General features: G+C 73.1%; 8 protein-coding genes and 2 tRNA genes. 4 read left to right on the forward strand and 6 right to left on the reverse strand.

Going from position 1 to position 14,667, the window contains the following annotated elements; translation table 11 throughout:
- Positions 1–5: 5 nt before the first annotated feature.
- Positions 6–1,286, reverse strand: a complete 1,281-nt coding sequence (locus K7862_RS16550) for a M6 family metalloprotease domain-containing protein (RefSeq protein WP_308012026.1) — start codon at positions 1,284–1,286, stop codon at positions 6–8.
- A gap of 359 nt (positions 1,287–1,645) precedes the next feature.
- On the opposite strand from K7862_RS16550, the gene K7862_RS16555 reads away from it, so the two are divergent.
- Complete coding sequence (locus tag K7862_RS16555; RefSeq protein WP_222963369.1) at positions 1,646–3,409, forward strand: putative bifunctional diguanylate cyclase/phosphodiesterase; 1,764 nt, start codon at positions 1,646–1,648, stop codon at positions 3,407–3,409.
- A 99-nt stretch (positions 3,410–3,508) separates the two neighbouring features.
- Here the strand turns inward: K7862_RS16555 and K7862_RS16560 are convergent, their stop codons facing one another.
- The gene (locus K7862_RS16560) at positions 3,509–5,311 is read right to left on the reverse strand and encodes a glycosyl hydrolase family 18 protein (protein WP_222963370.1); all 1,803 of its coding nucleotides are present in this window, start codon (positions 5,309–5,311) and stop codon (positions 3,509–3,511) included.
- Positions 5,312–5,507: 196 nt separating this feature from the next.
- Entirely contained in the window at positions 5,508–6,653 is a 1,146-nt protein-coding gene (locus K7862_RS16565; protein ID WP_222963371.1) for an LLM class flavin-dependent oxidoreductase, read from the reverse strand.
- Positions 6,654–7,051: 398 nt separating this feature from the next.
- On the opposite strand from K7862_RS16565, the gene K7862_RS16570 reads away from it, so the two are divergent.
- A complete protein-coding gene (locus K7862_RS16570; RefSeq protein ID WP_308012027.1) occupies positions 7,052–7,807 on the forward strand; it encodes an IclR family transcriptional regulator in 756 nt (251 codons plus the stop codon).
- Between the two features lie 89 nt (positions 7,808–7,896).
- Here K7862_RS16570 and K7862_RS16575 read toward each other — a convergent pair.
- A tRNA-Lys gene (locus tag K7862_RS16575) sits at positions 7,897–7,970 on the reverse strand.
- A gap of 175 nt (positions 7,971–8,145) precedes the next feature.
- On the opposite strand from K7862_RS16575, the gene K7862_RS16580 reads away from it, so the two are divergent.
- Complete coding sequence (locus K7862_RS16580; protein WP_372461579.1) at positions 8,146–11,895, forward strand: S8 family peptidase; 3,750 nt, start codon at positions 8,146–8,148, stop codon at positions 11,893–11,895.
- A 129-nt stretch (positions 11,896–12,024) separates the two neighbouring features.
- Positions 12,025–12,098: transfer RNA gene (locus K7862_RS16585), tRNA-Lys, on the forward strand.
- Between the two features lie 82 nt (positions 12,099–12,180).
- Here K7862_RS16585 and K7862_RS16590 read toward each other — a convergent pair.
- Both K7862_RS16590 and K7862_RS16595 read right to left on the reverse strand, forming a co-directional pair.
- Positions 12,181–12,993, reverse strand: a complete 813-nt coding sequence (locus tag K7862_RS16590) for a pentapeptide repeat-containing protein (RefSeq protein ID WP_222963373.1) — start codon at positions 12,991–12,993, stop codon at positions 12,181–12,183.
- A gap of 108 nt (positions 12,994–13,101) precedes the next feature.
- On the reverse strand, positions 13,102–14,505 hold the full coding sequence (locus K7862_RS16595; RefSeq protein ID WP_222963374.1) for a M1 family metallopeptidase: 1,404 nt from the start codon (positions 14,503–14,505) through the stop codon (positions 13,102–13,104).
- Positions 14,506–14,667 lie beyond the last annotated feature (162 nt).

Consider the following 14,667-nt stretch of genomic DNA (forward strand, 5'->3'; position numbering starts at 1 on the left):
GCCGGTCAGCTCCTGTCGCCGGAGCCGGCGCGGAGGTGCGGCACGGCCTCGGTGACCCGTACGGTCCAGGTGCCGCCGGTGCCGCGTCCCATCACCGTGACCTGGGTCGAGCCGTCCGGCACGGTGTAGGACTCGCCGACGCCGAGCGGCGCGTCGGCCAGCGGCGGGTAGACGGACGTGCCCTCGCACGCGGAGGTGCCGGGGTGGCCGTCGATCACGTCGACGGGCCCGTCGCCGGACTCCTTGTCGGAGCGCACCCGGTACATCAGGACGCCCTGGCGGCAGCCGGTGGCGTCGTTGCCCGCGGTGCTGCGCGCCTCGACGGCCAGCACCGAGTCGGGGCCGGTGCGCACCACCAGCAGCTTGGTGCCGCCGGGCGTCTCGTCCGGGCTGAGGTCGTGGTAGGTGACGCCGGTGCGGGAGATGCAGCCGACCTGGTCGTCGCGCAGCCAGCCGAGCTTCCACTTGTGCCAGGCGAACGGGTCCGGGTCGAGGCCGAACTGACTGCCCATGAGATCCCAGTCCCCGACGTGCGTGTCCCAGTCGGCGTTGCTGCCGACCGGCGGCCGGTAGTACAGGTCGGGCAGGTCGAAAACGTGCCCGGTCTCGTGGGCCAGCACGTCGCGGTCCGGCGGATGGTGCTCGAAGACGGTGACGAGCCGGCGCAGCGGTGTGCCGTCGACGGTGACCGGCTGGGCGAGGTTGACGACCTTGGTGGCGTCGGAGTCCACGCCGGGCGCGTCGGGGTCGGCGACGAGGTAGACGACGTCGTAGCCGTGGAAGTCGACCGCGGGGTCCGCGGTGCGGATGGCGTCGCGCAGGTACATGCTGCGGTCGGCGGCGTTCCAGTCCCGGTTGATGCGGTAGTCCGTGGAGGCCCGCGGCATCTGCAGCCAGCGGGTCATCGGGTGCACGTGCAGCCGGAACTGGCCGAAGGAGGCGTTGTCGAAGAAGGTGCTGGTGGCCGGGAAGTGGTCGGCGGCGATCTCCTGCGTGGACAGTTCCGGCACGGCGTCCGGGAACGACAGGAAGATCATCAGGGCGTTGACGTCACCGACGGGGTGGGAGTAGCCGCCCGGCCAGCTGTCGAGCCCCTCGGAGTGGTGGACGTCGGTGCGCGGCAGCAGGCACGCGCTGTCCTCGGCGCCGTGCGCGGCGGGCCCGGTCATCAGCGTCCAGGCCACCAGTCCGGCGAAGCCCGTCAGAGCCGCCGCGCCCGCCCGCAGCACCCGGCGCGGCACGCGGAGCCGGCGGCACACCGCCGCCGCGCGCGCCCGCGGGGCCACCGGCCGCCGGGGACCTGACCTGCTGCCTGACCGCCGCACTGGGACCTCCGGGGAGGAATGCCGAGCTGTTCGGGAGACCTCCCCCACATTGCTATGAAATGAGGTGTTTTGCGGCGTTCGGCTGGTCCGTGCGGGTGTCGCGCCGGGGCCTCCTCGGGGCACGGGCGTGCGGACGCACCGCCATGCGAGCGACTACGGTCCGTGATGATGTGCGGAAGGCGATCAGATGCTCGACGCAAACGAGCGGAAACCGTCACTCCGTCAGCAGTCGTGCGGGAAATCACCACGACGACGCTGGATCACCAACTCCGCCAGCCCATATGATCGCCAGTGAAGAGAGCGCGAACAGGGAGCGGGCCATGGGCGCACCCTCGGGCAGCCCCGGCGCCGAGCCCGACAGCACGACACAGGTCATCACGCAGAGTGATGTCCCCGCCTGGCCTGCGGCGGACAGCCAGCTACGGGACTATCGTGCCGCGTTCACCGCCGCCCGGACGCCGATGGCCCTGGTCGGCCTCGACGGCCTGGTGCTCGCCGCGAACCGCGCGCTCGGCACCCTGCTGGGCACCCCGCCCGAACGCGCGACCGGGACGGACGCCGCGGTCCTGCTGGGCCTGGCCGGGGACGCGCACACCGGCGCCGCCTTCCACGCGGTGCTCAGCGGCCGCCGCGCCCGGCTGCGCTGCACCCGCGGGCTGACCCGCACCGACGGCAGCGGCTTCCGTGCCGAGATCACCCTGGTCCGCACCGAGTCCCGGCCGCTGCTGCTCACCGTCGAGGACGTCGGCGAACGCGACGCACTGCGCGAGCAGTTGCGGCATCTGCGGATGCACGACGCGGTCACCCGGCTGCCCAACCGCGCGCTGTTCCTGGAGCGGCTGGCCGAGGCGGTCGAGCGGGCGGGCGAGCGCGGCACCGGCCGGATCGGCCTGTGCTACCTGGACCTGGACGGCTTCAAGGCGGTCAACGACACGCTCGGGCACCGGGTCGGCGACGAGCTGCTGGCCGCCGTCGCCCACCGGTTGCAGGGCTGCGCCCGCGACGGCGGCCACCTGGCCGCCCGGCTCGGCGGCGACGAGTTCGCCCTGCTGCTGCGCGACTCCACCGGGACCGGGCAGGCAACCGGGCTGGCGGAGGCGGTGCTGACGGCGCTTCAGCAGCCGTTCGACGTGGGCGGCCACCGGCTGGCGGTCTCGGCGAGCATCGGCGTGGTCGAGCGGGAGGCCGCGGGCAGCACCGCGACCCAGCTCATGCAGGCCGCCGACACCACGCTCTACTGGGCGAAAGCGGACGGCAAGGCGCGTTGGACGCTCTTCGACCCCGAGCGCAACGAGCACCGGATGACCCGCCAGGCGCTGGCCCGCACCCTGCGCCAGGCCGTCGAGCGCGGCGAGTTCGTGCTGGACTACCAGCCGCTGGTGGCCCTGGACACCGGCCGGCTGCGCGGGGTGGAGGCGCTGGTGCGCTGGGAGCACCCGCACTTCGGGCGGCTGGCCCCGAACCGCTTCATCGGCCTGGCCGAGGAGGACGGTTCGATCGTGCCGCTGGGTCGCTGGGTGCTGGCCGAGTCCTGCCGGCAGGCCCGCGCGTGGCAGCAGGCGCACCCGGACCGGCCGCTGGTGGTCTCGGTGAACGTCGCGGTGCGGCAGGTATGGGACTCCGACCTGGTCGCCGACGTGGCGGCGATCCTGCGCAGGACCGGGCTGCCGCCGCGGCTGCTGCAGCTGGAGCTGACCGAGTCCGCGGTGATGGGGTCGGCGGGCCGGCCGCTGCAGGCGCTGCACGCGCTGCACGAGATGGGGGTGCGGATCGCCATCGACGACTTCGGCACCGGCTACTCCAACCTCGCGTACATGAGCCGGCTGCCGGTGTCCGCGCTGAAGCTCGACGGGTCGTTCGTGCAGGGCTTCCGGTCCGCCGAGCACCCCAACCCGGCCGACGAGACGATCGTCGAGGCGCTGGTCCAGCTCGCCCACCGCCTGGGCCTGACGGTCACCGCGGAGTGCGTGGAGAGCGCGGAGCAGGCCGAGCGGCTGCGGCGGATCGGCTGCGACACCGGCCAGGGGTGGCACTGGTCGCGCCCGGTCGCGGCGGCGGCGATCTCGGACCTGCTGGGCGCCTGACGGCCCGTCCCGCCGCGTACACACGAGACGGGCCCGCGTCCTCGTGGGGGTGAGGACGCGGGCCCTGGTGTGGGGGGACTGATCAGCCGGGGTCAGGGGCTAGCAGGCGCCGTTGTCCTGCCAGACGCCCCACTGGCCGGTGGTGCCGGGCTCCTCGTTGGTCGTCCACCACTTGGCCTGCCAGTTGTGGCCCTTCCAGGAGACCTGGTTGCCGCCGACGTAGACCGCCGAGGCGCTCCAGGACGGCAGGGTGCAGGTGCCGGACGGCGGGGTGGTGGAGGGCGTCGTCGGAGGCGTGGTGGGCGGGGTGGTCGGCGGCGTCGTGGGGGGCGTCGTCGGCGGGGTGGTCGGCGGCGTGGTGGGGTTGGAGCAGCCGGACGCCGAGCCGTTGGTGGCCGTCACGATCTTGTTGAAGAGCGTGGCCGACGCGTCGAGGTCGAGCAGTGAGTACATCATCGAGCCGCCCAGGCCGTGGCAGTGCGCGTAGTCCGCCTTGGCCTGGATGCCCTGGCTGCCCAGGCCGGTCCAGAACTCGGTGCCGTTGTAGAAGTAGTTGGACTGCGAGGCCGGGTCCCAGAAGGTCGTGGAGGCGTTGTCCACGATGCCCGTCAGTTCCTTGTAGTACGCGGTGCCCGCGACCTGGCTGATGCCGCGTGCGGCCGCCGGCCCGGTGGCCGAGGAGTACAGGCCGTGGTTGCTGCCGGCCGGCACCCCGGTCCAGCCGCGGTAGTACAGCGGGTAGCCCATGGTGATCTTGCCGGCGGGGAAGCCGCCGGGGATCCCGTACGCGGCGTCGCCGTTGGTCCAGGCGTTGATCGCGGCGTCCGTGCTGTACTTCTCGGTTCCGGGCGCGACCGGGTTCGACGGGTCACCAGCCGACTGGTACGTCGGGTCCTGGTGGTTGGTCGGGCCGGTGGCGTCCCAGGCGCCGTGCATGTCGTAGGTCATGATGTTCGCGTAGTCCAGGTACTGCCCGAGCTTGTCGGTCTGGAGGTTCGCGATCTTGTCCTGGCCGGACGGCAGGGCGGCGGTGAGCAGCATGTGCTTGCCGCCGTTGGCCGCGCCGTAGGCGTCCAGCTCGCTGCGGAACTCGGCCAGCAGCGCGGTGTAGTTGGCCTTGTCGGCCGCGCTGTAGTGGTTGCCGGTGTGCCCGTTGGGCGAGCCCGGGTACTCCCAGTCGATGTCGAAGCCGTCGAAGATCCCGGCGGCCGAGCCCGCGCCGCCGTAGCCGCCCTGGACCGGCAGGTTGCCCTTGATGAACATGTCGATGCAGGAGCTGACCAGCTTCTTGCGGCTCGCGTCGGTGGCCGCCGCGTCGGAGAAGTACTTGGAGTACGTCCAGCCGCCCAGCGAGGCCACGATCTTGAGCTTCGGGTACTTCGCCTTCAGCTCCTTGAGCTGGTTGAAGTTGCCGACGATCGGCTGGTTCCAGACGTCCGCGGTGCCGTTGACGCTGATGTCGGAGCCGAAGGACTTCTGGTAGTCGGCGAACGCGTCGCCCGCGCCGTCACCGGCGTTGGGGTCGCTCTCGTTGGTGGAGTCCGACGCCTTGGTCGCCTCGAAGCACGTGAGGTTGACCGGGTCGATGTTCTCGAACGAGTAGTTGAGGATGTCGAGCTTGCCGGCGATCCCCTCGGTGTCGAGGTTCTTGGGGTAGAAGGCGTTGCCGTAGACGCTCCACTGGTCGTAGTAGGCGATCTTGACTCCGCCGCTGCTCGCGGCGGCGGCCGCGGGCTTGGCGGCGGACGTGGTGTCCGCCTGGGCGGTGCCCGTCGTCACGGCGAGCGCGGTGAGCGCGCCGAGGGCGAGGGCGGCGCTGGTGGCGGCGGCCACGAACGCTCTCTTCCTGGACTGCACAAGTACCTCCGGGGGGAAGGGAGGACCAACAGGGGGCTGCAGCATGGATAGCCCGTCGCCAGGGGCACGTCAATGGTCTGAACCAGACTTAGGACTAGACCAATATGGACCCTCCGAGCCGCTCCGGATTTCTTCACGTCATGAGCAAAGCCGCTCGTCAGCGGGGTGACGAGCGGCTTTAACCCTGGGTTAAGTCCGGGCGTACGGTCGGTCCAAGCTTGGACCACCCGCCCCTCGGAAATCAGTCCGTAACCGCGGCCACATCCTTGGGGAGGCCATAGGCGTCGGCGATGAGGTCGTAGCTGCGCAGCCGCGCGGCGGGGGTGTGCGCGTTCGCGGTGATGACCAGTTCGTCGGCGCCGGTGCGGGCGACGAGCGCGTCGAGCCCGGCGCGGACCTCGTCCGGATCGCCGTACACCACGTTGGCGAGCCAGGAGTCCACGAACTCCCGCTCCATCGGGGCGAACGGGTACGCCTCGGCCTCCTCCGGGGTGGGCGTCAGCCCCGGCCGGCCGGTGCGCAGCCGCAGCATGGCCAGTGCCCCGGTGAGCACCTGACGGCGGGCCTCGGCCGGGTCGTCCGCGGCCAGTGCCGCCACCCCGATCGAGGCGTAGGGCGCGTCCAGCACCGCGGAGGGCCGGAACGACTCGCGGTACAGGGCGAGCGCGGGGACGGTGTTGGCCGCGGAGAAGTGGTGCGCGAAGGAGAACGGCAGGCCCAGCGCTCCGGCGAGCTGGGCGCTGAAGCCGGACGACCCCAGCAGCCAGATGCTCGGCCGGGCGGCCGGCTGCACGCCGCCGTCGGCGCTGCCCTGCACGGGGCCGGGGATCGCGTGGATCCGCGCGTAGGGGTGGCCGTCGGGGAAGTCGTCGTCCAGGAAGCGGGTCAGCTCGGCGAGCTGGCGGGGGAACTCGTCCGCACCCTCCTGCAGGCCGTCGGTCCTGCGCAGGGCGGCCGCGGTCGCCCCGTCGGTGCCCGGCGCGCGGCCGAGGCCCAGGTCGATCCGCCCGGGGGCGAGCGCCTCCAGGGTGCCGAACTGCTCGGCTATCACCAGCGGGGCGTGGTTGGGCAGCATCACGCCGCCCGAGCCCAGGCGCAGGGTGCGGGTGTGCGCCGCCAGATGGGCCAGGATCACCGCGGGCGAGGAGCTGGCCACACCCGGCATGGAGTGGTGCTCGGCGACCCACATGCGGTGGTAGCCGCGGGCCTCCGCGGTCCGGGCGATCTCCACACTGGTGCGCAGGGCGTCGCCGGCCGTCAGCCCCTTGCCGACGGTGGCCAGGTCGAGCACGGACAGCGGCACGGGTGCGGTGCCGCGGACCGTGCCCCTGATACCGTCGCCCCCGCTGCCGGCCGCCTGCGCGGCTGCCTGTTCTCCCTCACCCACGGCGGGCGCCTCCTGTCGGTGTTCCTCGTCGAGCTCGTGCGGGCACTGCGCCCGTACCAGGCGGCAACCGGAGCCGTCGTCCGTTTGTTCCCGGGCGGCTGGATTCCGACGGCCGGATCCGGGGCCGACCGGCGAACCCCACCGGCCCCTCGGGCACCTCCGGAACGGGCCGTCGGCACGCCCGGAAAAGAGGGCAATGACGTGGGCATATGCCAGACAGGCCCCTTCCTGCATATACGCCTGAGGGTCACCGGGGCACTGTTCAACCACCTCTACCCGCAAGGGTATTGGGGCTATCGTGGAGTTCCGGTGGGGACGCCGGACCAGGACCTCGCGCCTGGCCCACGACCAGGCGTCACAACCGGACACGCAGACGGTCTTACCTGCAGGGGGCAACCGTGGCGCTCGAACACCGGCGGATCGGCACGGTGGGTGCGGTCCAGTACGCGCTCCGCGTGCTCGAATCGGTCGACAGCCACCGGCACGGCGTCACCGCCGAACAACTCGCCAGGGAGATCGGGGTACCCCTGGGCTATCTCACCCAGCTGCTGTCGATGCTGCGCCGCGAGCGCTATCTCGGGTTCCTGCCCGGCGGCGGCTATGTGATCGGCGAGTCCATGGTGCTGCTCGGTGCCGCCAATCGCGATCTCGCCCTCGCCGAAAAGCTCAGGACGGTCCTGTCCGACCTGCGCGACGAGGTGGGCGCCGCGGTCTACTTCAGCCGTTACGACGACGGCGAGGTCCGGATCATCGACTTCGCCGACGGCCCGAACACGCCCAAGGTCAACGAGTGGGTCGACTTCCGGTCAGCGGCGCACGCCAGCGCGGTCGGCAAGTGCCTGCTCTCCCAGCTCGACCACAACGGCCGCCTGGAGCACCTGTCCCGGCACCGTCCCGCCCGGCTCACCTCGCGCACCGAGGTCGACGACCGTGTGCTGCTGACCAAACTGGAGCGCCAGCCGGCCAGTGTGCCGACCCTGGACCTGCAGGAGTACGCGGTGGGCACGGTGTGCGCGGCGATCCCGGTCACCATCGGCAAGACCCTCGCCTGCCTGGCGCTGTCCATGCCGTACGCCCAGGCGCACCGGCTGCGCCCGGCCGTCGACACCCTGCACGAGCGGGCCGCGCCCGTCCTGCTGTCGATGAGCATCTGACCGCCCGGAGCCGTCGCCGGAGACGGCACGGCCGGACACGTCGGACACGACGAAGGCCCCCCGCAGAAGCGGAGGGCCTTCGTTTCAGGTGCGCCGCCAGGGACTCGAACCCCGGACCCGCTGATTAAGAGTCAGCTGCTCTAACCAACTGAGCTAGCGGCGCCTGCTGACGTGGATGATCGTACCCGATCGGCGGGCATGCCCCCAACACGGCTCCCGCCGGGCCCTCCCTCTCCGCCACTCCCCCGCCCTCGGTCCCGCGGCGGATTGCCGCCTGGCGGGAACGTGCCAGGTCCGGGCGGCAGACGCCACGGGATCCCGGCCGGTAGATCATGCTCATGACTTCGACTCGACGCCGGACAGCCGTGCCGGCGGGCGCCACCGCGCTCGCTCTCGGCACCGCCCTGATGCTGCCCGCGGGGAGCGCCGCCGCGGCGGCCCCGCCGCGGCCCACGCCCCCGTCGGCCACCCACACCCAGGCCGCCGCACCCGCCGCGGCCACCGTGACCCTGATCACCGGTGATGTCGTGCACATCACCGCGGGCCGGACCCCGACCGTGACCGTCGACCGCGCGCCGGGCGCGGGGGGCGCGGTCCACGTCCAGCAGTTCGGCGGCGACACCTACGTGGTGCCCGACGAGGCCCAGTCGCTGCTGGCCGCCGGCACCCTGGACCGGCGGCTGTTCGACGTCACCGCGCTGGTCGCGATGGGCTACGACGACGCCCACAGCACCGGCGTCCCGCTCATCGCCACCTGGACCAAGGCCGCGCGCACCGCCCGCTCGCTGCCCGCCGCACCGGCCGGCACCCGGACGGTCCGCACCCTGCCGAGCATCGGCGGCGCGGCGCTGAGCGCCGACAAGAAGCACGCCCGCGCGTTCTGGGACGACCTCGACCCGGCCGCGACCGGCCGGCCCGGCACCACCGGCGCCAAGCCCGCGCGGTCGCTGGACGCCACCAACGGCATCGCCCGTCTGTGGCTGGACGCCCGGGCGACCGCCGCGCTGCACGACTCCGTCGCCCAGATCGGCGCGCCGCAGGCGTGGGCGCAGGGTGACGACGGCACCGGCGAGAAGGTCGCCGTGCTCGACACCGGTGTCGACGACACCCACCCCGACCTGCAGGGCAAGGTCGCGGAGGAGCAGAGCTTCGTGCCCGGACAGGCCGTGGCCGACGGCAACGGCCACGGCACCCACGTGGCGTCCACCATCGCGGGCAGCGGCGCCGCGTCCGGCGGGCTGGAGAAGGGCGTCGCGCCCGGCGCCCGGCTGCTGGTCGGCAAGGTGCTCTCCGACCAGGGCGAGGGCCAGGACTCCTGGATCATCGCCGGCATGGAGTGGGCCAAGGCCCAGGGCGCCGACGTCGTCAGCATGAGCCTGGGCAACCCCGTCCCGGACGACGGCACCGACCCGATGGCGCAGGCCGTCGACAACCTGTCCGCGGACGGCGGCCCGCTGTTCGTCATCGCCGCGGGCAACTCCTACACCGCCGGCAGCATCGGCGCGCCCGGCTCGGCGCGCTCCGCGCTGACCGTCGCGGCGGTCGACGGTGCCGACCAGCGGGCCGACTTCTCCAGCATGGGTCCGCTGACCGGCTCCTACAGCCTGAAGCCCGACCTGTCCGCGCCGGGTGTGGACATCACCGCGGCCAAGCCGGGCGGCGGCTACCAGTCGATGTCCGGCACCTCGATGGCCACGCCGCACATCGCCGGCGCGGCCGCCGTCCTCAAGCAGCGGCACCCGGACTGGTCCGCGGCGCGGCTCAAGGACGCGCTGATGTCCTCGTCCACGGTGCTGGACGGCTACACGCCGTTCGAGCAGGGCGCCGGGCGGGTCGACGTGCTGTCCGCGGTCGACTCCGCGGTCCAGGCCACCGGTTCGGTGGACACGGCCGTCTTCCGCTGGCCGAACGCCTGGGCGGCCGCGGTCACCCGCACCCTCACCTACCGCAACAGCGGAACGACGCCGGTGACCCTGAAGCTCGCGACGAGCACCGCCGGCGCCGCGTACACGCTCTCCGCCGGGACGGTCACGGTTCCCGCCGGCGGCAGCTCGGACGTCACGCTGACCCTCGACCCGGCGCCGGTGCCCGCCGGCACCACCTTCTCCGGCCAGGTGCTCGCCACCGACGTCTCCTCCGGCACCCTCGTCGCGCACACCGCCTTCGGGCTGGTGAAGGAGAAGGAGCTGTACGACTACACGATCAAGCTGCTCGGCCGGGACGGGAAGCCCACCGCGGGCACCGTCATCGTCGCCCAGGACGGCAGCCCCACCCCGGCCCAGGTCCCGGTCGACGGGCAGGCCACGCTGCGGCTGGCCCCCGGCACCTACATGGCCTACGCGGAGATCGACGTCCCCGGCGACACCCCGGACTCGCTCGGCCTGGCCCTGGTCGCCGACCCGGAGACGGTGCTGACCAAGGACACCACGGTGACCCTCGACGCGAGCAGGGCGCACCGGATCAGCGCGTCGGTGCCGCAGCGCACCCAGGTGCGGCAGCTGAACTGGGACCTGGCCCGCACCTTCGCCGACGGCCGGCTCGTGCGGGACGTGGCGATGCTGCCGCTGACCTACGACGCCCTGTACGCCTCCCCGACCCACAAGGTGACCGACGGCACGTTCAGCTTCCTGACCCGCTGGCGGCTCGGCGAGCCCACCGTCGCCGTGACCGACCGCGGCACCGGCCTGGACACCACGACCCAGCCAGGCGCCCCGGTCACCGACGGCAGCGCCGTGCTGCCCACCGCCTACGCCGGCACGGGCACGGCCGCCGACTACGCCGGGCGCGACGTGCGCGGCAAGGCCGTGGTCGTGGACCGCAGCGACGCGGTGACGCCCGCCGACCGGGCCGCGAACGCGGCGGCGGCCGGCGCGAAGCTGCTGATCGTCGTCAACGACGGCCGCGGCCGGCTGCTGGAGGGCTACGCGGCCGACGACGGCTCCGAGGCGCCGCTGCCGGTGGTGTCGATCCGCCACGACGCCGGGGCGCGGCTGGCGGCCGAGGCCGCGCGCGGCGCCCGGGTGCAGGTCACCCAGCGCCAGTACACCCGCTACGTGTACGACCTGCTGGACCAGCACGACGGCACGATTCCCGACCGTTCGCTGGCCTACACCCCCGACCCGCGCCGTGACCTGGCGACGGTCACCGCCGCCTACGACGGCGACCGCGCCCGGCTCGGCGGCGGCTACCGCTACGACATCCCCGTGTGGGGACCGGGCGTGGGCTTCACCGAGCAGGAGTCGTACCCGTCCACCCGGACCGAGTACGTCTCCGCCGAGCACGACGCCGGCTTCTGGTACGAGGACCACTCGGTGTACTCCGCCGGGTACCAGGACCAGCTCCTGGAGGAGCGCGGCGGCGAGGACACCTTCCTGCCGGGCCACGCCTACCGCACCACGTGGTTCGGCGGGGTGTACCGCCCGCGGCTCGGCACCGCCTTCTGGGGGCCGACCCGGTCGTCGTACAACGACATCCAGTTCAACATCACCCCGTGGACCGACGGCGGCGCCGGCCACTCCGGCGACATGCCGGCCGACGAGTACGACGGGCGCACCACCTACGCCGCCTATCAGGGCGACACGCTGGTCGCCCACGGCGTGGGCCGGGCCGCCGGGATGTGGGACATGCCCGCGCGGACGCTGCCCTACCGGCTGGTCATCGACTCGGCGCGGGACGCGGCGGCGTGGAAGACGTCGGTGCGCACCCACACCGAGTGGAACTTCGTCTCCGGCCCGGTCGCCGGTGACGCGCTGGTCCCCGTCAAGCTGCTGCAGCTGGACTACGCGGTGGCCACGGACACCGCCGACGACGTGCCGGCCGGCCGGTGGACGACGATCGGCCTGTCGTCCGCGACGCAGGAGTGGCTGGACTCGGTGACCCGGGCCTCCTCGGCGACCCTGTCGGTGTCCTACGACGACGGCGCCCACTGGCAGCCGGTGACGCTGGACGCCCAGGGCAAGGGCGCCTGGACCGCGCGGATCAGGACGCCGAAGACCCCCGGTGGCGCGGTGTCCCTGCGGGCCACGGCCTCCGACGGCCACGGCGGTTCGGTCAGCCAGGAGATCATCCGGGCGTTCGGCCTGAAGTGACGGACGCCGTCCGCCGCCGGTCCCGAGGGGCCGGCGGCGGACGGCCCGGGGAAGACGGCCCCTGGCGCTCGGCGGCGGGGCGGGGTGGCACGGGGCACCCCCTCCGACCCCGTATGATGGTTCTCGCAGGCGCCGCTAGCTCAGTTGGTTAGAGCAGCTGACTCTTAATCAGCGGGTCCGGGGTTCGAGTCCCTGGCGGCGCACCTGAAACGAAGGCCCTCCGCATCGCGGAGGGCCTTCGTCGTGTCCGGGCGCCCGAGAGCGGCGTCGCGGGGGCCGGCGGGCTCAGCGGGCCCAGTGCCCGGGCCGGGTCAGGGCCGCGGGGATGCGGGTCCTGCCGTCGCCGCGCGCCGCGTTGATCTGGGACTGGGCGACGTAGAGGGCGTCGTCCAGGTCCGCGCCGCGCAGATCGGTGTCCCGCAGGTCGGCCCCGATGAGATCCGCCGAGCGCAGGTCGGCGTCCCGCAGGTCGGCGCCGATCAGGCAGGCCCCGCGCAGGTCGGCGCCGCGCAGGTCCACACCCCGCATCCGGGCGCCGACGAGGTCGGCGCCGCGGCGGTTGCGGGGGCGCCGCACGGCGGCCCGGCGCACCAGTTCGCCGGCCCGCAGGAGCACCTCGTTGACGGCGGCGCGTTCGGCCGCGACGTCCAGCGCCAGCAGTTCCGCCGCCGGAAGGGCGGTCAGCCCGGCCACGTGCTCGCGCGCCGCGGCGGCGGCTGGGTGCGTCGGGGCCGCCGCGCGCCGGGACAGCGTGTCGTCGAGGTACCACAGGAGTTCGTGGAGCTGGCGCATCACCGGCAGGGCGGCGAACATCGTCCGGCCGCCGTCCGGCGCGTCCCGCCAGTCCTGCCCGCCGAAGGTGACCTGGGAGATCCGCTGCCCGGCGCCGAAGCAGTCGTACACCGTGCAGCCGCGGTAGCCGGCGTCCCGCAGCCCGTCGTGGATGCCGCAGCGGTGGCCGTCGTCGAGGTGGCGGCAGGGGTCGCCGGCCTTCTTGTCGCGGGCGAAGTCCGACGACCGGGTGAAGGCCAGCGCCACGCAGCACAGTCCGAAGCAGTTCCCGCAGTCGGCCCGCAGGTCCGGTGCCGGTGTGCTCAACGTGGTGCTCCCTGGGCGTGCTGGGGCGCCGCCGTGCGGGGCACGGGCGACGCGGGCGGGCCGTCCCCGGTCCGCCCGCGTCCCATGGTGCCCTACCCGCCCGGGGCCTCAGCCCGCGGGGAAGGCCGCGGGCTTGGCCGCGGTGTAGAGCCAAGTCTGGAAGAACCCGCCCAGGTCCTGGCCGGACAGCTTCTCGGCGAGCCGCCGGAAGTCGGCGATGGTGGCGTTGCCGTAGCGGTGCTGGGCCGGCCACACCCGCAGCAGCGTCAGGAACGCCCGGTCGCCGATGGTGTCGCGCAGCGCCTGGATGGCGACCGCCCCGCGGTCGTACACCGCGTCGTCGAACTGGTTCTGCGGGCCCGGATCGCCCGGTTCGACGGTCCAGAACGGGTCGTCGGCCGGGTGCGCGTCGTAGACCTGACGGGCCAGGTCCTGCGGGGTTCCGGTGTGCTCGTGCTCGGCCCACAGCCACTGGGCGTAGCTGGCGAAGCCCTCGTTGAGCCAGATGTCGGACCAGCGGGCCAGCGACACGTCGTCGCCGTACCACTGGTGGGCCAGCTCGTGCGCCACGACCGAGGTGTTGACGCCTTTGGAGAAGGTGGCGGGGCTGTAGAAGACCCGGGTCTGCGCCTCCAGGGAGAAGTGGCTCGGCACGTTCGGCACGTACCCGCCGGCCGAGTCGAACGGGTAGGGGCCGAAGTAGCCGCTGAGGAAGTCGACGATCTCGGCGGTGCGCTCCACGCTCGCGCGGGCGTTGGCCTCGTTGGCGCCCAGGTCGGGGCTGTAGGCGTTGATCACCGGGATGCCGGTCTTCGTACGGCTGTGGGTGATGTCGAAGTGGCCGACCGCGAGCGTGGCCAGGTAGGTGGCCTGCGGCTTGGTCTGCTGCCAGTGGAAGCTGGTCCAGCCGTCGCCGGTGTGCTGGGAGAGCAGCAGGCCGTTGCTGATGGCCTGATCGCCGGCCGGCACGGCCACCCGGACGTCGTAGCTCGCCTTGTCCAGCGGGTGGTCGTTGCTGGGGAACCACCACCAGGCCGACTCGGGCTCGTTGGCGGCGACCCCGCCGTCGGGGGTGCGCTGCCACGAGGTGAAGCCGTACCGCTGGACGGTGGACGGGACGCCCGAGTAGGTGACGGCCACGGTGATGCGCCGGCCGCGGCCGATCGGGTGCGCCGGGGTGACGACCAGTTCCTGCTCACCGCTGGTGGCGAAGGCCGCGGGCCGGCCGTCCACGGTGACCTTGCTGACGGTCAGTGCGAAGTCCAGGTCGAAGCTGGTCAGGCCCTGGGTGGCGGTCGCGGTGATCGTGGTGGTGCCGGTCAGCGTGTCGGTGGCGGGCTGGTAACGGAGGTTCAGGTCGTAGTGGGAGACGTCGTAGCCGCCGTTCCCGTAGGTCGGGTAGTACGGGTCGCCGATGCCGGGGGCGCCGGGTCCGGCGCCGGCCGCGGATGCCGGGACGGCGAGCAGCAGGCCCAGCACGGCGGTGGCGGAGGCGATCACTCTCGTGCGCACAGGGGTCCTCCAGTGCGGAGATCGACGGATGACAGGTACACGGTGACCCTAGGAAGGGCCGCCGGTCACAGCCACCCCGAACGCCCCTGCTGTCGCAGAACCTTCACCGGGCGCAACACAACGGCCGGAAACCGGCCTCCCCGACGGGCCGCCGGACCCGCC

This window comes from Actinacidiphila acidipaludis, assembly GCF_019890725.1.
Taxonomy (GTDB): domain Bacteria; phylum Actinomycetota; class Actinomycetes; order Streptomycetales; family Streptomycetaceae; genus Actinacidiphila; species Actinacidiphila acidipaludis.